The sequence below is a fragment of the Pelagibacterium nitratireducens genome (genome assembly GCF_037044555.1).
GTDB classification, from domain to species: Bacteria; Pseudomonadota; Alphaproteobacteria; order Rhizobiales; family Devosiaceae; genus Pelagibacterium; species Pelagibacterium nitratireducens.
This window is the reverse complement of sequence record NZ_CP146275.1, coordinates 1,090,392-1,109,754: the sequence shown is the minus strand read 5'-3', so window position 1 is coordinate 1,109,754 and position 19,363 is coordinate 1,090,392. Positions and strand designations below refer to the sequence as shown.

The window sequence follows — 19,363 nt, the reverse complement described above, 5'->3', positions numbered from 1 at the left end:
TTTGTTTCTTGACCCTGCCCCCGCCCCGCGACACCCTGAAGCAAGACCAAGGACAGACAGCCGATGACCGACGCCGCCACTCTCGCCCGCATGATTCGCGCCGGACGTGGGCTCGACCCTGCCGATCTGGTCGTCAAAAACGTCAAACGGCTTGATATCGTGACCGGCGAGATCATCCAGACCGATATCGCCATCGTCGCCGATCGCATCGTCGGCACTCATGGTGCCTATGAAGGCAATGCCGAAATCGACGGCGCAGGCCGTTTCGCCGTGCCCGGCTTTATCGATACCCACCTCCATATCGAGTCCTCGCTGGTCACCCCGCTCGAATTCGACCGCTGTGTGCTGCCCCACGGGGTAACGACCGTCATCTGCGACCCGCACGAAATCGCCAATGTGCTGGGGGCCAAAGGCATTCGCTATTTTCTCGATTGCGCCGAACGCTCGATCATGGACATGCGCATCAATCTCTCCTCCTGCGTGCCGGCCACACCGTTCGAGACGGCAGGCGCACGGCTCGAGATCGACGATTTGTTGCCCTTTGCCGATCATCCCAAAATCATCGGCCTTGCCGAGATGATGAATTTCCCCGGCGTCATCAATGGCGATCCAGCCATTCTGGCCAAGCTCGAAGCCTTCCAGCACCGGCATATGGACGGCCACGCGCCCCTGCTATCGGGCCTCGATCTCAACGCCTATCTCGCCGCCGGTATCCGCACCGATCACGAAGCGACCAGCGCCAAGGAGGCCCGCGAAAAGCTATCCAAAGGCATGGCCATCCTCATTCGCGAGGGTTCGGTGTCAAAAGACCTCGACGCACTTGCGGAAATACTCGACGCCAACACCTCGGCCTTCGTTGCGTTGTGCACCGACGACCGCAATCCGCTCGATATCGCCGAAGAAGGCCATCTCGATTCCTCGATCCGCCGCCTGATCGCGCATGGCTGTCCGGTTCACCACGTCTATCGCGCCGCTTCCCATTCTGCAGCCCGCATTTTCGGCCTCAAGGATCGCGGCCACGTTGCGCCGGGCTGGCGCGCCGACATTGCCCTGCTCGACAGTCTTGAAGACTGCCACGTCTCCAATGTCGTTTCGGCCGGTCGCCTCGTCACCGAAGCGCTCTGGGCGACCCGCGAACAGATAAGTCCGGTCGGGCTCGATTCCATGAAGGCAACGCCGGTGGAGCCTTCGGCCTTCATCACCGCCCCCAATCCCGACAAGAACGAAGTCCCGGTAATCGGCGTCAAACCCGGCCTTATCCTCACTTTCCGCGAAAGCGCGGCCCTCGCCAGCGACGAAGCCGGCCTCAAACCCGATACAAGTGCCGACGTCATCAAGGTGGCAGTCATCGAAAGGCACGGCATCAACGGCAATATCGGCCGGTCCTTCGTCAAGGGCTTTGGCCTCAAACGCGGCGCCATCGCCTCGTCGGTCGGCCATGACAGCCACAACATCACTGTGGTCGGCGTGACCGATGAAGACATGGCCCTGGCCGTCAATCGCCTCATCGAAATCGGTGGAGGGTTTTCCGTTGCCTGCGAGGGCGAAATCCTCGCCGATCTTGCCCTGCCCATTGCCGGACTGATGAGCCCGGAACCCTTCGAGATCGTCACCGAACATCTAGAGCATCTGCGCCACGCGGCAAAAGCGCTCGATTGCACTCTGCCCGAACCCTTCCTTCAGGTCGCTTTTCTTGCACTTCCCGTCATCCCGCATCTGAAAATGACCGACAACGGCCTGTTTGACGTCGACACGTTCGATTTCGTCTCGTGATCGCGCATGGCTTGATTAAGCCACTTTCCCTCTTATCTTTTAAGGCATGACCAAAGAGCGGACCCGCCTCGAACGCCTGTTCCTTCGCCTCGAAGCGCGCTTTCCGCGCTTTGCGATGGTGATCTACGTCTTGCGCCAGCCTTGGGCCATGCTCATTCGCATTCCACTGGGCATCCTGTTGTGCCTCGGCGGCATTGCGTCCTTTCTCCCGATTCTCGGCATCTGGATGCTACCGCTCGGCCTGTTGTTGCTGGCCATCGACCTGCCTTTCCTCCAGCGCCCAATGAACGGAATCATCTTGCGCGGCGAACGCCAATGGGACCTCTGGCGCCGCAGCCGACGCGACCGGAAATCAGGGCAGAATACGTCAGATAGCAAGAAAAAGGCACAGCAGGATCCGCGCCTTTCCGACAAGCGCGAAGATTATCGCTGAGCCTTCTTTTCGGCCCGCTTGGCGTGCAAGAGCGGTTCGGTGTAGCCAGACGGCTGTTCGACCCCTTCAAGCGCCAGCGCCAATGCGGCCTGAAAGGCGATCGAGTGCTCCGGATCGTCACTCATCGCCTCATACCCTGGATCGCCCGCATTCTGTTCGTCGACGATCCTGGCCATCCGGGTGAAGGTGGCCACCACCTCGTCCTGGGTCACCACCCCATGCCAGAGCCAGTTGGCAATCGCCTGCGATGAAATGCGGCAGGTCGCGCGGTCTTCCATAAGCCCCACATCATTGATATCGGGAACCTTCGAACACCCCACGCCCGCATCGACCCAGCGCACAACATAGCCCAGGATCCCCTGGGCGTTGTTTTCGAGTTCGCGCTGGATCTGCTCGGGCGAAAGCGATGCAGGATCGAGCACCGGCATAGAGAAGAGCTCGGTCAGCGTCGGAATGGGTTCGTTGTGCCGGCGTTTTTGCGCTTCGAACACGTCGACCTCATGATAATGCAGCGCGTGCAGCGTTGCCGCCGTCGGCGAGGGCACCCAGGCGCAATTGGCGCCCGATCTCGGGTGGCCGATCTTCTGCTCCATCATCGCCGCCATATCGTCGGGCCGGGCCCACATGCCCTTGCCGATCTGGGCGCGGCCGGTCAGCCCGCACGCGATCCCGATGGTGACGTTGCGATCCTCGTAAGCCTGGATCCAGCGCTCGGCCTTGATCTGGTCCTTGAGCAGCACCGGGCCGGCCTCCATGGACGTATGGATTTCATCGCCCGTCCGGTCGAGAAACCCGGTATTGATGAAAAACACCCGCTCGCGCGCCGCATAAATGCAGGCCTTGAGATTGGCCGAAGTCCGGCGCTCCTCGTCCATGATGCCGACCTTGATTGTGTTGAGCGGTAATCCGAGGATCTTTTCGACCTCCCCGAACACATTGCACGCAAACAGCACCTCGGTCGGCCCGTGCATCTTGGGCTTGACGATATAGATCGAGCCGGTTGTCGAATTGGCCTTCCGCTTGAGGTCGTGCAGGGCGCAAAGCGTGGTGATCGCTGCATCCATCAGCCCCTCGCCGATCGGCTGCCCGTCCGCATCGAGGATGGCATCGGTCGTCATCAGATGCCCGACATTGCGCACCAGCAGCAAGGCGCGGCCCTTGAGTGTCAACTCGCCCCCATCCGGCGCCGTATAGACCCGGTCAGCATTGAGCGTCCGCGTTACGCTCTTGCCGACCTTTTCGAACGTGTCGGCCAGATCGCCCTTCATCAGCCCCAGCCAGTTGCGATAGACCCCGACCTTGTCCTCGGCATCCACCGCCGCGACCGAATCCTCGCAGTCCTGAATTGTGGTCAGCGCGCTTTCGATGACAACATCGGCAAGATGAGCCGGATGGTCCTTACCCACCGGATGGCTGGCGTCGATCACCAGCTCGACATGCAGCCCGTGATGCTTGAGCAGGATCCGCAGCAGGTCGCCATCGCGTGAATAGCCAGCGAACGCCTCGGGATAAGCCAGTTTCGCCGGGCCATCCTGGCTTTCGATCACCAGTCTGGCGCCATCGCCCGATGTATCGACCCCATACCGCGTCACGGCCCAATGCTTGACCCCGAGCAGCGGAAACGCCTCATCGAGAAAATGCCCGGCCCGCGCAAACACCTCCGCACCGCGCCTGGGATTGTACTCACGCCCCGGCGCCAGCTCGCCTTCCCGCGCAATCACATCGGTGCCGTAAAGCGCATCGTACAGGCTGTCCCAGCGCGCATTGGCAGCGTTGAGCGCATAGCGGGCATTGGAGACCGGCACAACAAGCTGCGGCCCGCTGATCGAGGCGATCTCGGGATCGAGATTTTCGGTTTCGATCCGAAAATCCTCCGGCTCGTCTTCGAGATATCTGATCTCGCGCAGGAACGCTTCATAAGCCGCCGGATCCCGCGTTGCCGGACCATTGTCGCGATGCCAGTCATCGATCTGGTTCTGCATGCGGTCGCGGATTTCCAAAAGCTCGCGATTGCCCGGCATATAGGCCGCAACCATCTCGGCAAACCCTGCCCAGAAACGATCCGACGCGAGATCGAGCCCCTTTAGTGCCTCAGTCTCGACAAACCCCGCAAGCCGTTCATCGACCTGCAAACCGGCCCGTTTGACATAGCTGCTCATCGGCTCTCTCCTCATCGTTTCCTGATCGGGTACCGGACGCGCCCCGTTTCGCCAAGCAGTCGTGGAAAACCCTTCCACGATGTGGAAATCAGCGCAATCTCGCCTTGGCGGCCTCGCCCGCCACATAGGTCTCGGCAATCACCCGGTCATCCCCGCATGTCTGGAGCAAAAACAGCTCCTCGGACAGGCTTTCCACCTGCTCCATCTTGAGCGTCATATGGGGCAGGGCTCGGGCGTCGAGCACCACGATATCGGCATCGCTCCCTGGCTCCAGCGTACCGATGGTATGCTCAAGCGATAAGGCCCGCGCATTACCCAGCGTCATCATGAAAAAGCTCTCGAGCGGCGAGAGGCGCTGGCCGCGCAATTGCAGCACCTTGTAACCTTCGTCGAGCGTGCGCAGCATGGAATAGGATGTCCCACCGCCCACATCGGTCGCCACCCCGATCCGCACATTGGATTCCATCAGCCGCTCGCGGTCGAACAGCCCCGACCCGATGAACAAATTCGATGTCGGGCAGAACACCGCCACCGATCCGGTCTCCGAAAGCGCTTCGATTTCCCGATCGGTCATGTGAATGCAATGGCCGAGCAATGTCTTGGGCCCGAGAAGGCCGTAATGCTCATAAACCCCGACGTAGTCCGGCAAATTGGGAAACAGCTCCCTGACAAATTCGATCTCGCCCAGGCTCTCGTTCACATGCGTCTGGACATAGGCATCGGAAAATTCGCGCACCAGATCCTGGGTCATCTCCATCTGCGCATGGGTGGAGGTCAGTGCGAACCGCGGCGTGATCGCGTAATGCAGCCGCCCGACGCCATCCCATTTCTCCAGCAATGCCTTGCTTTCGTCATACCCCCGCTGCGGCGTATCGAGCAGCCCTTGGGGCGCATTGCAGTCCATCATCACCTTGCCGGCGACCATTCGCATGCCGCGCTTTTCCGCCTCGGTGAAAAACGCATCCACCGATTGCGGATGCACCGAGCAATAGACCGCCGCCGTCGTCGTCCCATACCGCACCAGTTCGTCACAGAACAGCGAGGCGATCCGCGCCGCATGCTCGGAATCGGCAAAGCGCTGTTCCTCAACGAATGTATAGGTGTTGAGCCATTCCAAGAGGTCCTTGGCATAAGACCCGATGACCTGCATCTGCGGATAATGGATATGGGTGTCGATAAACCCCGGCAGGATCAGCCCGGGCCGATGGTCGATCACCTCTGCCTTGGGCGCGACGAGCTTGAGCCCATCATTGTACTCGCCCGTCGAGACGATCCGGCCCTGATCGACAACCACCGCCCCATCCTCGATATAGCGGTAGCTGTCGTGATCGTCCGGCCCCGATGGCTCGGAAATGAAGCTCAATACGCGACCGCGCAGAATCTTTGCGGTCACAGGCTCCGCTCCCCGGTCACCGACTGGTACCAGACGGACAGCATCTGCCGCTCCTCATCGGTCATGAACGACACGTTTCCCGGCGGCATGGCGTGGCTGCGGGCAGACTGGATGTAGATTTCCCGCGCGTGTTGGGCGATCAGTTCAGGCGTATCGAGCCGTACATCCTTGGGCGCCATATGCACGCCCTCATAGGCTGGCTCGGTCGCGTGGCACATCGAGCAGCGGCCAAGCACGATCTGGGATGCCTGCTGAAAATGAGCATCATCCATGAACGCTTGCGATGTCTGGCTCACGCTCCCGGCTTCCGCCTGCCCCCTGGGATAGCTCGAAAGCCAGATAATCCCGATAAATAGAACAAGCGCCAGCGCGAACGTCCAATATTCGCGCCGTCCGGTCGCATGCATGGTGTTAAAGAAATGCCGGATCACCACCCCGATCAGAAAGATCAGCCCGGCAATCGCCCAGCTGTATTCTGTGGCGAACGCCAGTGGATAGTGGTTCGAGAGCATGAAGAACAACACCGGCAGCGTCAGGTAATTGTTGTGCACGCTGCGCTGCTTGCTCTGTGCCCCAAGTGCCGGATCGGGCGCCTCGCCCGCCTTCATCGAAGCGACGATTTTCTTTTGATTTGGAATGATGATGAAAAAGACATTCGCCGACATGATCGTCGCCGTGAACGCGCCCATATGCAGGAAGGCGGCGCGACCGGTAAACACCTGCATATAGCCCCACGACATGGCCAGCAGGATCAAGAACAGGATGATCATCAGCCCGTTCTGACTCTTGCCCAGAACCGATTTGCACAACAGATCGTAAAGCACCCAGCCTAGAGCAAGCGAGGCCAGCGAAATGGCGATCGCCACCGGCGCATCGACATCGAGAACCGTGCGGTCGATCAAAAACAGGTCGGCACCCGCGTAATAGACGATGATCAGCATCGCGAACCCGGTCAGCCAGGTCGAATAGCTCTCCCATTTGAACCAGATCAGGTGCTCGGGCAGGTTTGGCGGCGCCACCATATATTTGTTGATATGGTAGAACCCGCCCCCATGCACCTGCCACTCCTCACCCTGCACGCCCGCGGGCAGACCGGCATGCTTGCGCAGCCCAAGATCGAGCGCGATGAAATAAAACGACGAACCGATCCACGCGATCCCCACGATCACATGGCTCCAGCGCACGGCAAACGCCATCCATTCCCAAAACAGCGTGAAATCAGTCATTTATCGTTTTGCCCCAACTCTAAACCTTATCCGGCCAGCGCCCGTAAAATCTCTGCCGCCGTAAGCGCCGCGATCACCTCGGGTCGCTTGTCATGAACATCGGCCCCGCCGATCGGCATAGCAAGCCTTTCGACCATTTCCGTATCCAGCCCCATGTCCGAAAGCCAGCTTTTGAAGGTGGCCTTTTTGGTTTTCGAGCCGATCATCCCCACATATGCCGCATCCCCACGCATCAGCGCTTCCGAAGCGACCAGAAAATCGAGCCCATGATCGTGGGTGAGAACCACAAAGCACGAGCCCTTCGGCGCCTCGCGCACTAGCGCTTCGGCCACTGGAACGTGCCGCGCTTCCACCCCGTGCGGCACCTTGGCAATTTCGGCTGCACGATTGTCCACAACCAGCGTACGCAACGGCAGAAGCGACAGTGCCTGTCCCAGCGCATTGCCCACATGTCCGGCCCCGAACACATAGACATGGGGCCGCGCCATATAGGCCCGTTCGGCCCGCACCCGCACATCCTGAGCAACATCGGCATCGACCGCCCGCATGCCGATGGCCACGCGACCGCCACAGCATTGCCCGATCTCGGGCCCGAGCGGGATATCGAGGGCCGCTGCGGCTTCCCCTGAAGTCAGCGCCTCGCGTGCCCTCGCGATAGCCAGAAATTCGAGTTGACCACCGCCGATGGTGCCGATTTCGTTCTCGGACGAAACCACCATCCACGCCCCCGCCTCGCGCGGCGTTGAGCCCTTTGCTTCTGTCACTTCGACCAGAACGGCCTGCCTGTGGCGGTCGAGGAAATCGCGCAATTGTTGCGGCGTTACGCTCACCGCCCTGCCGCCTCGCGCTTTATTCGCTCGATGGTCATCAGCACCCGTTCGGGCGTGGCCGGTGCATCCATGCGCGGGGCGATCTTGTAGTCGGCAACGCTTGCCGCCGCCATCGAGAGCGCTTCGAACACCGAGAGCGCCAGCATGAAAGGCGGCTCGCCCACCGCCTTGGAGCGGCGGATGGTCGGGGCACTGTTGGCCGACCACTCGGCCAGCTTCACGTCGAATATCCTGGGGACGTCGGACACCACGGGAATCTTGTAGGTTGAAGGCGCGTGTGTGCGCAATTGCCCCTTGTCGTCCCACCACAATTCCTCGGTGGTCAGCCACCCCATGCCCTGGATGAACCCGCCCTCGATCTGCCCGATATCAATCGCCGGATTGAGCGATTTGCCCACATCGTGGAGCACATCGACGCGCTCGACCATATATTCGCCGGTGAGGCTGTCGACCACCACCTCCGAACACGCAGCACCATAAGCGAAATAGAAGAACGGCTGGCCTTTGCCTGCCGCCCGGTCCCAGTGAATGTCGGGCGTCTTATAAAACCCTGCCGCCGAAAGCTGCACGCGGGCCAGATGGGCCTGATCGATGAAATCGGCCCAGTCATAGCGCTGGTTGCCCACCATCACGCAATTGGGCTCGAAGCTGATGGCGTCCTCGGGCACGTTGAACTTGTCCATCGCGAACCGGACCAGCCGGTCCTTGATCTGCTCGGCGGCATTGGCAGCGGCCATGCCGTTAAGGTCCGATCCAGAGGAAGCCGCAGTGGCCGATGTATTAGGCACCTTCCCCGTCGTCGTGGCCGTAATCTTGACCTTGTCGAGATCGATCTGGAAGCAATCGGCCAGAACCTGCGCCACCTTGACGTAAAGCCCCTGCCCCATCTCGGTGCCGCCATGGTTGAGATGGACCGACCCGTCGCGATAGACATGGACCAGCGCCCCGGCCTGGTTGAAGGCCGTCATGGTAAAACTGATCCCGAACTTGACCGGCGTCAGCGCTATGCCGCGCTTGAGAACCCTGGACGTCTTGTTGAACGCAATGATCTCCTCGCGCCGCCGGCGATAGTGCGAACTCGCCTCGAGCTCATCCACCACCCGTCCGATGATGTTGTCGGTTACGGTCTGATGATAGGGCGTGAGATTGCGGTCGGTTTCGCCATAAAAATTGGCCCTGCGGATATCGAGCGGGTCCTTGCCCAGCGCGTAGGCGATGTCCTCGATCCAGCGCTCGCAGCCCACCATGCCTTGCGGCCCGCCGAACCCGCGGAACGCAGTGTTGGAAACCGTGTTGGTCTTGAGCGGTTCGGATTTGAGCCGCACATTGGGGTAGAAATAGGCGTTGTCGGCATGAAACAGGGCCCGGTCGGTCACCGGCCCCGAAAGATCGGCCGAGAACCCGCACCGTGCGGCAAACACCGCATCGACCGCTTCGATCCGGCCCTCATCGTCATAGCCGACTTCATAATCGACAACAAAATCATGCCGTTTGCCGGTGGCGATCATGTCGTCGTCCCGGTCGGGCCTGATCTTGACGGCGCGATTGAATTTCTTGGCCGCGATGGCAGCAACCGCCGCAAAAAGATTGCTCTGGGTTTCCTTGCCACCAAACCCGCCGCCCATGCGCCGGACCACGACATTGACGGCGTTGGATGGCACGCCCAGTGCGTGGCCCACCATGTGCTGGACTTCGCTCGGATGCTGGGTGGAGGAATGAACGGTCACCTCGTCATCCTCGCCGGGTATCGCCATGGCGATATGGCCTTCGAGATAGAAATGGTCCTGTCCGCCCATTTCCATGGTGCCTTTAACCCGGTTTTTGGCAGCCACCATGCCCGCCGCCACATTGCCCCGTTCAAGCGTCATGCCCGGAGTCACCAGCGCTCCCCCTGCCTCGCGCGCCGCGCCGACATCGAGCGCGAAGGGCAATTCGGTGTAGCTCACCTGCGCAAGCCTGGCCGCCCGCCGCGCCGCTTCGCGCGTCGTTGCGACCACTGCAAACAGTGGCTGTCCGAAAAATTCGACCCGCGTTTCGGCAAAGATCGGCTCGTCATGCTTGCCGGGCTGGGAAATGTCGTTATGCCCGGGCACGTCCGCGGCTGTCAGCACCCCGACCACGCCGGGCGCCTGCCGTACCGCTTCGAGCGCCAGCGACTGAATTTCCCCATGCGCGTTGGTGGAAAGACCCAGATAGGCATGCAGCGTGCCGGCGGGTTCAAGCATGTCATCGATATATTCGGCCCTTCCCGATACATGCTTGTGCCCGGAATCGTGCTTTTGCGGCACATGCACCCCGCCGCTTATCGTGGCTTTGGTGTCGAGCGCTGTCACTATGCCACCTCGTGCCGAACGATATGGCTCGGCCCTTCGACGGTCTCGAAATAAAAGCGCTTGAGAAGATTTTTTGCCGCCAGCATCCGATAATCGGCGCTGGCCCGCCAATCGGTCAGCGGCTGGAAATCCTCTTCGAATTTACCCAGCGCCGCCTCGACCGTCTCCAGCGTCCACGCCTTGCCGATCAGCGCAGTTTCAACCTCCTTTGCCCGCTTCGGCGTCGCGGCCATGCCGCCATAGGCGATGACCGCCCCGGCCACCACGCCATCGACGACTTTTACCCGGAACGCACCCAGCGTCGCTGTGATATCCTCGTCCCGGCGCTTGGTGACCTTATGCACCCCGAACAGCTCATCGGCACCCGGCAAGGGCACTGAGACGCTTTCGACGAACTCGCCCTTCTCCCGGTCCTGCTTGCCATAGGCGATGAAGAAATCCTCCAGTTTCACCAGCCGCCGAACACCGCCCCTGCGGAGCGTAACCTGCGCTCCCAGCGCGATCAGCGGCGGTGGGGTATCGCCGATCGGCGAACCATTGGCGATATTGCCGCCGATGGTTCCCATCGCCCGCACCTGCGCCCCGCCGATCCTGTCAAACAATTCGACCATCTGCGGAATATGGACGGCAATGATCTCGAACGCCTTGGCGTAGCTAACGCCGGCCCCGAAAACGATCCGTCCGTCCTCGACGGACACTTCCCCCATCAGGTGGCCGATAATCACAACCGGGGCGATCTCGCGCATGAACTTTGTGACCCACAATCCCACATCGGTCGCGCCAGCAACGATCGTCGCCTCGGGCATCGCCTCGAGCACCGCCGCAAGATCATCGACATCAGCGGGGATGATCGTCTTGCCGCGCGTTCCCTCGACCACCACCCGTCGCCCGTCCTCGAGCGCGGTCAAATTCGCAAGGATCGCCTCACGCTCCTTGTTGAGCGCATCTTCGAGCACCGAGCCATAATTGGACACCGCCTGAGCCGCGCGCACGATGGGGGCATAACCCGTGCAGCGGCACAGATTGCCCTGCAGGGCCTTTTCGATCTCGGGAACGGATGGATTGGGATTGGCCAGCCACAGCCCGTAAAGGCTCATCACGAACCCCGGCGTGCAGAACCCGCACTGGCTTCCATGGTAGTCGACCATGGCCTGTTGCACCGGATGCAAGTTGCCATCGGCACCCTTGAGATGCTCGACGGTCGCCACATGCGCACCATCCAGCATCGAAACCAGCATTATGCACGCATTTGCAGGCAAATATCGCACAACTCCACCACTTTTACGGCCAACAATGACGGTACAGGCCCCGCAATCTCCCTCAGCGCAGCCTTCCTTGGTGCCCCGCAGGACACGGTCCAATCGCAGGAAATCGAGCAGCGTCCGGTCCGGCTCAAGCGTGTCCAGCTCGACCAGATTATCGTTGAGATAGAAGCAGATAGCGGTGCGCGGGTCCAAGCTCAGCTCCCGCGATAGGTCGAATAGCCGAAGGGAGAGACCAGCAACGGCACATGATAATGCGCCTGGCTGTCACTCACCCTGAAATCGACTGCCACAACGTCGAGAAATTCAACGGCTTTGCCGTTGATTCTGCTGAAATATTCTCCGACATGGAAGTTCAGCCGGTAGGCCCCTTCCGCCAATGATTCCCCCTCCAGCAAAGGCCCGTCGCACCGCCCGTCATCATTGGTGACCACCGACCGCTCGAACACTGCCGCCTCGCCATTTACCCTGTAAAGATCGATGGTCATTCCCTTCGCAGGGGTCCCGTTCGCGGTATCGAGAACGTGGGTCGTCAGCCGTCCGGTTGTGGTCATGCCTGCTCCAAGCGCCATTGGATTTTCCCCAACTATCAACTCAAAAATTGCCCTGCGAAAGGGGGCGGGCACAGAATTTTTTACCACATGGTCCAAAAATTTGTGTCTAAGGTACGCTCCTGTTTGTCTGCCCGTCATGGAGTGCGCCATGCGTTATCCCCGCGATCTGGCCGGATACGGCCCCAACCCACCCCATGCCAATTGGCCCGGCGGCGCCAATATCGCGATCCAGTTCGTCCTCAACTACGAAGAGGGCGGGGAAAACAACATCCTGCATGGCGATGAGGCCTCCGAAGCCTTTCTGGCCGATGTGGTGGGCGCCGCGCCGTGGCCCGGTGCGCGGCACTGGAACATCGAATCCATGTATGAATATGGTGCCCGGGTCGGTTTCTGGCGGCTGCACAAGCTGTTCACGCAGAACAACCTCCCCGTTACGGTCTATGGCGTTGCCACCGCGCTGATGCGCGCGCCGCAGCAGGTGCAGGCCATGCTCGACGCCGATTGGGAAATCGCCTCCCATGGCTATAAATGGGTCGAGCACAAGGACATGGAGCGGCAGGACGAAGCGGCCCAGATCGCCGAAGCAGTAAGGCTGCACACCGTCGCGACGGGCACGCGGCCGCTCGGCTGGTACACGGGGCGTTGTTCGGTCAACACTGTCGATCTTGTGTCAGAACAAGGCGGCTTTGCCTATGTCTCCGATACCTATGACGACGACCTTCCATACTGGAGGGTTCACAACGCCACACCGCAGCTTATCATTCCCTACACGCTGGCCAATAACGATATGCGGTTTGTCACCGCCTCGGGCTTTGCCAATGGCGAGGAGTTTTTTCTGGCCTTGAAGGACAGCTTTGATTGCCTCTATCGCGAAGGCGAGGAAGGCAGCCCCAAGATGATGTCGATCGGGCTGCACTGCCGTCTCGTGGGACAACCGGGGCGATTTGAAGGGCTCAAGCGCTTCGTCGACTATATCAAGGAGTTCGACAAGATCTGGGTCGCAAGGCGGATCGATATCGCCCGGCACTGGGCCGATCACCACCCCTACCAACCGCCCCGAATTGCTCCCTCGCAAATGGATGCCGAGAGCTTCATGGCGACATTTGGCGGCGTATTCGAGCACTCCCCCTTTATCGCCCAGCGAGCCTGGGAGGCCGAACTGGGGCCGGCGAACGACAGCCCGCTCGGCATCCATTTTGCCCTGCGCAACCAGTTCCGCATGGCCACCGACGACGAGCGGCTCGGCGTGCTCAATGCCCACCCGGACCTCGCCGGAAAACTGGCGGCCGCCAAGCGGCTCACCGCGGATTCCACCTCCGAACAGGCCTCGGCCGGGCTCAATGCGCTGACCGACGAGGAGCGGGAAACCTTCACCGAACTCAACATCCGCTATGTTGAAAAGTTCGGCTTTCCCTTCATCATCGCCGTTCGCGACAACACCAAAGCTTCGATCCTTGAGGCGTTCAAAACCCGTATCGCCAACGACCGCGCTACCGAATTCGCCACCGCCTGCGCACAGGTCGAGCGCATCGCGCGATTGCGGATCGAGGCGCTGTTCGCCGGCTAGGCGCTCTCCTCAATCGATTCAAGCATGCCCTTCCACGCCTTGGCGGTCGGCTCGATATAGTCGGACCATTGAGCGTCCATTTCATGGCTCATGATCGCCACGCAACCCTCCCGATCCGGGCGGAGTTCCAGGGCCACCGTTGAATTATCTTCGGCCTCTTCGGCAGGTTCGACAAACCAGGTAAACACAATGCGACGACCGGGAACCAGCTCGCGATAATAGCCCCAGACGGGGTTTTCCTGCCCCTCATCGTCGATGTCGGAGAACCGGTATTTGCCGCCGACCCTGGGATCAATCGCAATTTCCGAGACGCGCGCCGACCGTCCCGTGCGCTCGAGGTTGCGCTGCATCCAGACCCGCACTGCGGCCGGCTCCAGCCATGCCGCATAGACTTCGTCCGCTGAAAGATTGGCAAAGTGATGCTCGGTTTTTGCGATGACGTTGGGCATGCCGCCTCCTATTTATAAAACCCCTCCCGCAGATTAATGCCGTGTTCGACATAAACCTTCATGGCTGCGAGCATGCCTGTCCAGCCCTCGCAATTGCCATAGGATGATTTCAGTCCCGTTTCGGTCTGTTTCCAACCTTGCTCGGTGATCGAGACCAGCGTGCGCGTGTTGTCGTCCAGCGGCTCGAACACCATGGTTACCGTGGTGTCGTAATTGCCGGAGCCATCGCCTTCGGGCGCCGCGCCCCAGGTGAGAACGATCTTTTCGTCCGGCACGACCTCGACAACGTTGACCGGGAAAGCGCCCGGAAAATCGTGAAAGTCCCAGGTGACCGTAGCACCAGTCTCCAGCCGGCCCTTGGCACCTCCGGTTGTGAAGTAGCCCGAGAGCTTTTTCGGATCGGCAACCGCCTCGAACACCTCGTGCACAGGCTTTGAAATCCGACCCGATACCGTAAATTTGAAGTCCATATCGTCAACTCCCGCTTGCGTTTCGCCCATTATGTTATAAATTTATAACATGTCAAGTGATGATGATTCGGACACCATTTTCAAGGCTCTTGCCGATCGGAAGCGCCGGGCGATCCTCGACGCCCTCAAGGACGAACCGAAAACCACCGGCCAGCTCGTTGCGCTGTTTCCCCAGATTGACCGCTGCACGGTGATGCAGCACATCAAGGTACTCGAAACCGCCGGACTGATCGTGGCCCGCAAGGAAGGTCGCGAGCGCTGGAACCACCTCAATGCCCTGCCCATCAAATCCATCCACGACCGCTGGATCGGCGACTACGCCCGAAACGCCGCCGGGCTGATGTCGCGGCTGGAGACCGAACTGAAGGCATGACAAAACCTCCGACGGCGAGATCGCCTCGGGCTTTGATTGCCATTCGAGCTTGGCTCTCATGGCCTTCTCACCTCCAATCGTGCCACCGGCACGATTGGCCGAAGGACGGATCGAAGTAGACGGCATGGGGCGATGAGCGCTCCGCATGATTTAGTTTTTATATGAAGCGATCATCGCCCCACGCATCCGGGGTTTTGGGCTTATGGCGGCGTCTCGGGCTGGGGTTTGTCGTCCGGGATATTGGCATTTTTAGTGGGTCGGTTGGCGAACCGGGAAACCGGTGCCCACTTTCCCTGCCAACCTCCCGTCGGTGCCCCTCTCCCTTTCGGGAGTACGACGTGGACTCCCATCCTCGCCCGGCCATCCGTCCGCTTTGGGCCTTCCCTGCGGCGACCCGCATGGAACCCGGATCGGCCTGTCGGATGGGATCGAAGTGCCCGAGGGCCGATGCGGTCCTAAGGCTCGGACCCATGCTCCCCCTTCTCCAATCCCGCCCTCACCGGAAGCTCGTATGCATCCTCGTCTCTGGTGCGGCCGTGCGGGAACAATGGCACGGGGGTGAGGGGGCGGGGATAAAGTTTTTTACGCAGCGTTTCCACCTTCACCCACGTCATCCTCGGGCTCGACCCGGGGATCCGCAGAGCGTCCGCTAGCGCAGCAGACGTGGTGCGCCTTCGCGCTTCATCGGTCCTCAACCCCTTCACCGGCTTCCCGATGCAGCAGATCCCCGGGTCGAGCCCGAGGATGACGCGAAGGGGATGAGGTAGGTGATCGTGAAAGAGCACCAGCCCTGCCGATTACGAGTGGGGGGGGCCGCCAAGCACTGGCAACGAAGCACCGCACAAGTTTCTCTCCTGGTCCATATTGCCAAATCGCGCCCGGCGCTGTCAGTCTGAACATCCCGATTGACCGACAAGCGTTTTTTGATGACCGATCGCCCCTATGCTTCCGCCCCCGGCGGGCTGCCGCCCCAGACCCAGCTTCTCAGCGACCGTGCGGTGTTTACCGATGCCTATGCGGTGATCCCCAGGGGCGTAATGGCTGATATCGTGACGAGTTATCTGCCCTTCTGGGACAAGACGCGGCTGTGGGTGATTTCGCGCCCGCTTTCGGGTTTTGCCGAAACATTTTCCCAGTACATCATGGAGGTCGCGCCCGGCGGCGGCAGCGACGGGCCCGAGCCTGACGCTGAGGCCGAAGGTGTCCTGTTCGTTACCGCCGGCGAAATTTCATTGTCGCTGGCCGCAACCACCTACACCTTGGCACCCGGTGGCTATGCCTATATCCCGCCGGCAGCCGAATGGACCCTGCGCAGCACCGGCGCCGAGCCCGCCCGCTTCCATTGGATACGCAAGAGATACGAAAAGGTCGAAGGACTCGACACGCCAACCGCTTTTGTCTCTTCCGATCAGGAAATAGAACCCATCCCCATGCCCGGAACCGAGGGCAAATGGGCAACCACGCGCTTTGTCGAGCCCACCGATCTGCGCCACGACATGCACGTCAACATCGTCACCCTGCAGCCCGGCGCCGTCATTCCATTTGCCGAAACCCACGTCATGGAACATGGGCTTTATGTACTTGAGGGAAAGGCGGTCTATCGGCTCAATCGCGATTGGGTGGAGGTGGAAGCGGGCGATTACATGTGGTTGCGCGCCTTTTGCCCGCAGGCCTGTTACGCCGGCGGACCGGGCCCATTCCGCTATCTGCTCTATAAGGACGTCAACCGGCACATGAAACTGGGCCGGCCATGACCAGAACGATCATTGTCGCACCGCTGACCAGGGAGGCGTTCGCCCCGTTCGGGCAGGTGCTGACCAGCGAGGGTGCTCGCCACTTTTCCATCAACAACGGCATGACAGAGCGTTTCGACGACCTCGCCACTGTCGAAATCGGTGGAGAGAACGGGCGCCCGCTGATCTCGATCTTTCGCGGCAAGCCCTATGAGTTGCCGTTGCGTCTGACGCTCGTCGAACGGCACCCGCTGGGCTCGCAGGCCTTCATGCCGCTCCACCCCCGCCCCTTTCTGGTGATCGTCGCCCCCGACGAAAACGGCGTCCCCGGCACGCCGCTGGCGTTCCTTACCGAACCCGGAGTTGGGATCAACATTGGACGCAACATCTGGCACGGCGTGTTGACCACGCTTGAGCAAGAAGGCGATTTCCTCGTTGTCGATCGCGGCGGCGATGGCGACAATCTGCAAGAGCACGTCTTTGAGGTGCCCTTTACGGTCAAGCTCGACCAGCCCTAGAGCGTGTCCAGCAAAAGCATGTCCTCGACGCGATCGGGGATGGAAACGGTTTTGCGGTTCGGACACGCGACAAAACAAGGGGTTAGAGCCAAGGATTTGATTCACTCAAATCCTTGGCTCTAATCGGACGATCTAAATCCCTGCGTACCAATCATAGCCGTGATCGGCCCAATAGCTGCCCTTGCCGCGATGCAACTGGCTGAAATCGTCGACAAGTTCGATGCGGCGCAGATATTTGGCCATCTTGTAGCCAAGCTGGCGCTCGATCCGCACCCGCACCGGGGCGCCATTGCGCACCGGGAGAGCGGCATCGTTCATGCCATAGGCGAGGATGGTCTGGGGATGGCGCGCATCGATCAGCCCGATGCTTTCGTAATAGGGTGAGGCCGAAAGCCCACCCCCATAGTGGTCGTAGCAGTGAAAGACGCAATAGCGCGCATTGGCCGTGGGGCGCACCGCGTCGAGGATCGTTGCCAGCGGCACGCCGGTCCATTTGGCGATACAGCTCCAGCCCTCCACGCAATCGTGCCGGGTGATCTGGGTGCGTGCGGGCATGTTGCGCAACTGATCGAGCGAATACGATTGCGGGGTTTCGACAAGTCCATCGACCACCAGTTGGTAATCGGCAAAATCGTTGTCGCGCAACGCGACATAATCGGCCTCCTGGGGATCGGTTGTCCCGTTAGGACGCATACCCTGACGGATTTCGCTTTCGGCAAATTCCTTGGCCAGCGTCTGATCGCCCAACAGCAGCCTTTGGGCGGCAAGGGTCAGATCATTGGCCGAGGCGAGCGTGTCGCGCACCGGATGGCCTGGGCGCAAAAGGGAATCGAACTGATCGCATCCGGCCAGCGTCACCCCGGCAATGCCGGCCGCCGACGCGGTAAGGAACTTTCGCCGCTGCATTGAAAAACGCTTCATTTCTCTCCCTCCGTTTCGGGATCGATCCTGTACTTGCCGGTTATCATCGAGCGCATCGTATTGAGCGGCCCGGCCAAGAGCACCATGGCGATATGAACGATGAAGAACCCGACCAGCAGAGCCATGGTAATGAAATGGATGGTGCGCGCCGTCTGCCGCCCGCCAAAGATTTCGATGAGCCAGGGCCAGGCCGAGTTCATGCCCGGCGACATCGACAGCCCGGTCAGAACGATCAGCGGAAACAGGATCAGCAGCACGATGCCGTAGCTGAGCTTTTGCAGCACGTTGTAGTGCCGCGTGTGGTGGAATTTAAGGCGCGCATGGGCGGCAACATCGGACGGCAGCGACTTGATATCGGTGGCCGTCGGAATGATGTCGCGGCGCAAATGCCCGTTGATGAGGCTGGCAACGAACCAGATGAACATGGTTCCAACCAGGAGCCAGCCGAAAAAGAAGTGAACGACACGGCCCGTGCCCAGATCCTGATAGGAGGGAATGGTCGCCCAGGCGGGAAAGCCGCGCACGCGCTCCTGACCTTCCGGCCCGGAATAGCCGAAGATGCCGGTGGTATCGAATTGATGCCCGAAGATCGTCGTGATCCCCGAAATCGAGCCGTCCGGATTGCGAATGGCCCCCATGGACAGGATCGAATTGGAAAATTCGAACCCCGATTGCTGCCCGATATAAAGGCGCGGATGCGCGTTGAATATCTGCAGCCCGGTGAGCAGCAGGAAAAACAGACAGATCACCCACACCCAATGGGTGAGCCGCGTCCAGATGGACTGGCGCTTGATGACCTGGCTGGCGGTCGTTCCCGGGCGTAACGCATCGGACATATTGCCCTCCCTTTGTCGGAATGCCCGCCCCGGGGGCACCAGCCGTCCGGGGCGAAGCGATAATAGAGCAGGCTTACTGCTGAGGCGCCATAGCGTCACCTGCCATAGCATCGCCAGCCATCGGATCGGCATCCATGTGCTCGCCATTGTGGACCATATGACACGCCTCTTCGGCCGTCGCGGCCACTTGCGCGAATGTGATCGCCTGAGCCTGCTCGATGCAAAGCGCGAGATCCTCGTCGGACATCATCGGGGCCATGGAATCCATGGCCATCGAATCGCTTGCCATCGAGTCACTGGCCATGCTGTCGCCCGCCATTGCGTCTCCGGCCATTGCGTCTCCTGCCATTGCGTCTCCTGCCATTGCGTCTTGGGCTTGAATTGCGGTGATCGGCAGGGCCAATGCAAGAAATGCGGTGGCAAAAATGGTTTTGTTGAACATCGTGTAGTCTCCCTTGGGGTTGCGACCGCAGCTCATGGATACGGTACGTGCTCAACATTCGTTTGCGGTTCAGCGCCGGTTACACCCTCAC

The 19,363-nt window shown here is 60.5% G+C and carries 18 protein-coding genes and 1 pseudogene; 7 read left to right on the top strand and 12 right to left on the bottom strand.

Features of this window, described 5'->3' with window-relative positions:
- Positions 1-63: 63 nt before the first annotated feature.
- Positions 64-1,773, top strand: coding sequence for an adenine deaminase (gene ade / locus V6617_RS05580; protein ID WP_338609675.1), 1,710 nt, complete (start codon positions 64-66; stop codon positions 1,771-1,773).
- A gap of 46 nt (positions 1,774-1,819) precedes the next feature.
- Positions 1,820-2,206 (top strand): hypothetical protein, encoded by a 387-nt coding sequence (locus V6617_RS05575; protein ID WP_338609674.1) that lies wholly within the window; start codon positions 1,820-1,822, stop codon positions 2,204-2,206.
- On the opposite strand, the gene V6617_RS05570 is transcribed toward V6617_RS05575, so the two are convergent.
- Together V6617_RS05570 and guaD are read right to left on the bottom strand one after the other, a co-directional pair.
- Complete coding sequence (locus tag V6617_RS05570; protein WP_338609673.1) at positions 2,197-4,365, bottom strand: malate synthase G; 2,169 nt, start codon at positions 4,363-4,365, stop codon at positions 2,197-2,199. The genes V6617_RS05575 and V6617_RS05570 overlap by 10 nt on opposite strands.
- Positions 4,366-4,453: 88 nt before the next feature.
- Positions 4,454-5,728: a guanine deaminase gene (guaD, locus tag V6617_RS05565; RefSeq protein WP_422394809.1), complete on the bottom strand. Its 1,275-nt coding sequence runs from the start codon at positions 5,726-5,728 to the stop codon at positions 4,454-4,456.
- Between guaD and V6617_RS18995 the strand changes: the two are divergent.
- A pseudogene (locus V6617_RS18995) lies at positions 5,690-5,776 on the top strand (hypothetical protein); the annotation flags it as partial. The gene guaD and the pseudogene V6617_RS18995 overlap by 39 nt on opposite strands.
- Here the strand turns inward: V6617_RS18995 and V6617_RS05560 are convergent.
- Genes V6617_RS05560 through uraH form a run of 5 tightly spaced genes read right to left on the bottom strand, consistent with a single transcriptional unit; the run spans position 5,755 to position 11,981 of the window.
- The gene (locus tag V6617_RS05560) at positions 5,755-6,984 is read right to left on the bottom strand and encodes a urate hydroxylase PuuD (RefSeq protein WP_338609671.1); all 1,230 of its coding nucleotides are present in this window, start codon (positions 6,982-6,984) and stop codon (positions 5,755-5,757) included. The pseudogene V6617_RS18995 and the gene V6617_RS05560 overlap by 22 nt on opposite strands.
- Before the next feature lie 26 nt (positions 6,985-7,010).
- Positions 7,011-7,814 carry a xanthine dehydrogenase accessory protein XdhC gene (xdhC, locus tag V6617_RS05555; protein WP_338609670.1) on the bottom strand — a complete coding sequence of 268 codons (804 nt, stop codon included), beginning with the start codon at positions 7,812-7,814 and terminating at the stop codon, positions 7,011-7,013.
- Positions 7,811-10,147: a xanthine dehydrogenase molybdopterin binding subunit gene (gene xdhB, locus V6617_RS05550; RefSeq protein ID WP_338609669.1), complete on the bottom strand. Its 2,337-nt coding sequence runs from the start codon at positions 10,145-10,147 to the stop codon at positions 7,811-7,813. Before xdhB ends, xdhC begins: the two co-directional genes overlap by 4 nt.
- The gene (xdhA, locus tag V6617_RS05545; RefSeq protein WP_422394823.1) at positions 10,147-11,610 is read right to left on the bottom strand and encodes a xanthine dehydrogenase small subunit; all 1,464 of its coding nucleotides are present in this window, start codon (positions 11,608-11,610) and stop codon (positions 10,147-10,149) included. Before xdhA ends, xdhB begins: the two co-directional genes overlap by 1 nt.
- The gene (uraH, locus tag V6617_RS05540) at positions 11,607-11,981 is read right to left on the bottom strand and encodes a hydroxyisourate hydrolase (protein ID WP_338609667.1); all 375 of its coding nucleotides are present in this window, start codon (positions 11,979-11,981) and stop codon (positions 11,607-11,609) included. Before uraH ends, xdhA begins: the two co-directional genes overlap by 4 nt.
- Before the next feature lie 130 nt (positions 11,982-12,111).
- Between uraH and puuE the strand changes: the two genes are divergently transcribed.
- Positions 12,112-13,530, top strand: a complete 1,419-nt coding sequence (gene puuE, locus V6617_RS05535) for an allantoinase PuuE (RefSeq protein WP_338609666.1) — start codon at positions 12,112-12,114, stop codon at positions 13,528-13,530.
- On the opposite strand, the gene V6617_RS05530 is transcribed toward puuE, so the two are convergent.
- Positions 13,527-13,979 carry an SRPBCC domain-containing protein gene (locus V6617_RS05530; RefSeq protein ID WP_338609665.1) on the bottom strand — a complete coding sequence of 151 codons (453 nt, stop codon included), beginning with the start codon at positions 13,977-13,979 and terminating at the stop codon, positions 13,527-13,529. The genes puuE and V6617_RS05530 overlap by 4 nt on opposite strands.
- An 8-nt stretch (positions 13,980-13,987) precedes the next feature.
- Complete coding sequence (locus tag V6617_RS05525) at positions 13,988-14,449, bottom strand: SRPBCC family protein (RefSeq protein WP_338609664.1); 462 nt, start codon at positions 14,447-14,449, stop codon at positions 13,988-13,990.
- A gap of 49 nt (positions 14,450-14,498) precedes the next feature.
- Between V6617_RS05525 and V6617_RS05520 the strand changes: the two genes are divergently transcribed.
- The 3 genes from V6617_RS05520 to V6617_RS05510 all read left to right on the top strand — a co-directional run bounded on the left by V6617_RS05520 (position 14,499) and on the right by V6617_RS05510 (position 17,073).
- Positions 14,499-14,822, top strand: a complete 324-nt coding sequence (locus V6617_RS05520) for a metalloregulator ArsR/SmtB family transcription factor (protein ID WP_338609663.1) — start codon at positions 14,499-14,501, stop codon at positions 14,820-14,822.
- A gap of 926 nt (positions 14,823-15,748) precedes the next feature.
- Positions 15,749-16,576: a bifunctional allantoicase/(S)-ureidoglycine aminohydrolase gene (locus tag V6617_RS05515; protein WP_338609662.1), complete on the top strand. Its 828-nt coding sequence runs from the start codon at positions 15,749-15,751 to the stop codon at positions 16,574-16,576.
- Complete coding sequence (locus tag V6617_RS05510) at positions 16,573-17,073, top strand: ureidoglycolate lyase (protein ID WP_338609661.1); 501 nt, start codon at positions 16,573-16,575, stop codon at positions 17,071-17,073. The genes V6617_RS05515 and V6617_RS05510 overlap by 4 nt, the downstream gene beginning before the upstream one ends.
- A 132-nt stretch (positions 17,074-17,205) precedes the next feature.
- Here V6617_RS05510 and V6617_RS05505 read toward each other — a convergent pair whose 3' ends face one another.
- From V6617_RS05505 to V6617_RS05495, 3 genes are all read right to left on the bottom strand, one after another.
- Positions 17,206-17,994 (bottom strand): molybdopterin-binding protein, encoded by a 789-nt coding sequence (locus V6617_RS05505; protein ID WP_338609660.1) that lies wholly within the window; start codon positions 17,992-17,994, stop codon positions 17,206-17,208.
- On the bottom strand, positions 17,991-18,830 hold the full coding sequence (locus V6617_RS05500) for a cytochrome b/b6 domain-containing protein (RefSeq protein WP_338609659.1): 840 nt from the start codon (positions 18,828-18,830) through the stop codon (positions 17,991-17,993). The genes V6617_RS05505 and V6617_RS05500 overlap by 4 nt, the downstream gene beginning before the upstream one ends.
- Before the next feature lie 73 nt (positions 18,831-18,903).
- Positions 18,904-19,272 carry a hypothetical protein gene (locus V6617_RS05495; RefSeq protein ID WP_338609658.1) on the bottom strand — a complete coding sequence of 123 codons (369 nt, stop codon included), beginning with the start codon at positions 19,270-19,272 and terminating at the stop codon, positions 18,904-18,906.
- Between the last annotated feature and the right edge of the window lie 91 nt (positions 19,273-19,363).

Excerpts from the sequence above, each read along its gene's own strand:
- ade (WP_338609675.1), top strand. The coding sequence starts at position 64 with ATGACCGACGCCGCCACTCTCGCCCGCATGATTCGCGCCGGACGTGGG.
- V6617_RS05575 (WP_338609674.1), top strand. The coding sequence starts at position 1,820 with ATGACCAAAGAGCGGACCCGCCTCGAACGCCTGTTCCTTCGCCTCGAA.
- V6617_RS05570 (WP_338609673.1), bottom strand. The coding sequence starts at position 4,365 with ATGAGCAGCTATGTCAAACGGGCCGGTTTGCAGGTCGATGAACGGCTT.
- V6617_RS05560 (WP_338609671.1), bottom strand. The coding sequence starts at position 6,984 with ATGACTGATTTCACGCTGTTTTGGGAATGGATGGCGTTTGCCGTGCGC.
- uraH (WP_338609667.1), bottom strand. The coding sequence starts at position 11,981 with ATGGCGCTTGGAGCAGGCATGACCACAACCGGACGGCTGACGACCCAC.
- puuE (WP_338609666.1), top strand. The coding sequence starts at position 12,112 with ATGCGTTATCCCCGCGATCTGGCCGGATACGGCCCCAACCCACCCCAT.
- V6617_RS05530 (WP_338609665.1), bottom strand. The coding sequence starts at position 13,979 with ATGCCCAACGTCATCGCAAAAACCGAGCATCACTTTGCCAATCTTTCA.
- V6617_RS05525 (WP_338609664.1), bottom strand. The coding sequence starts at position 14,449 with ATGGACTTCAAATTTACGGTATCGGGTCGGATTTCAAAGCCTGTGCAC.
- V6617_RS05520 (WP_338609663.1), top strand. The coding sequence starts at position 14,499 with ATGTCAAGTGATGATGATTCGGACACCATTTTCAAGGCTCTTGCCGAT.
- V6617_RS05515 (WP_338609662.1), top strand. The coding sequence starts at position 15,749 with ATGACCGATCGCCCCTATGCTTCCGCCCCCGGCGGGCTGCCGCCCCAG.
- V6617_RS05510 (WP_338609661.1), top strand. The coding sequence starts at position 16,573 with ATGACCAGAACGATCATTGTCGCACCGCTGACCAGGGAGGCGTTCGCC.
- V6617_RS05505 (WP_338609660.1), bottom strand. The coding sequence starts at position 17,994 with ATGAAGCGTTTTTCAATGCAGCGGCGAAAGTTCCTTACCGCGTCGGCG.
- V6617_RS05500 (WP_338609659.1), bottom strand. The coding sequence starts at position 18,830 with ATGTCCGATGCGTTACGCCCGGGAACGACCGCCAGCCAGGTCATCAAG.
- V6617_RS05495 (WP_338609658.1), bottom strand. The coding sequence starts at position 19,272 with ATGTTCAACAAAACCATTTTTGCCACCGCATTTCTTGCATTGGCCCTG.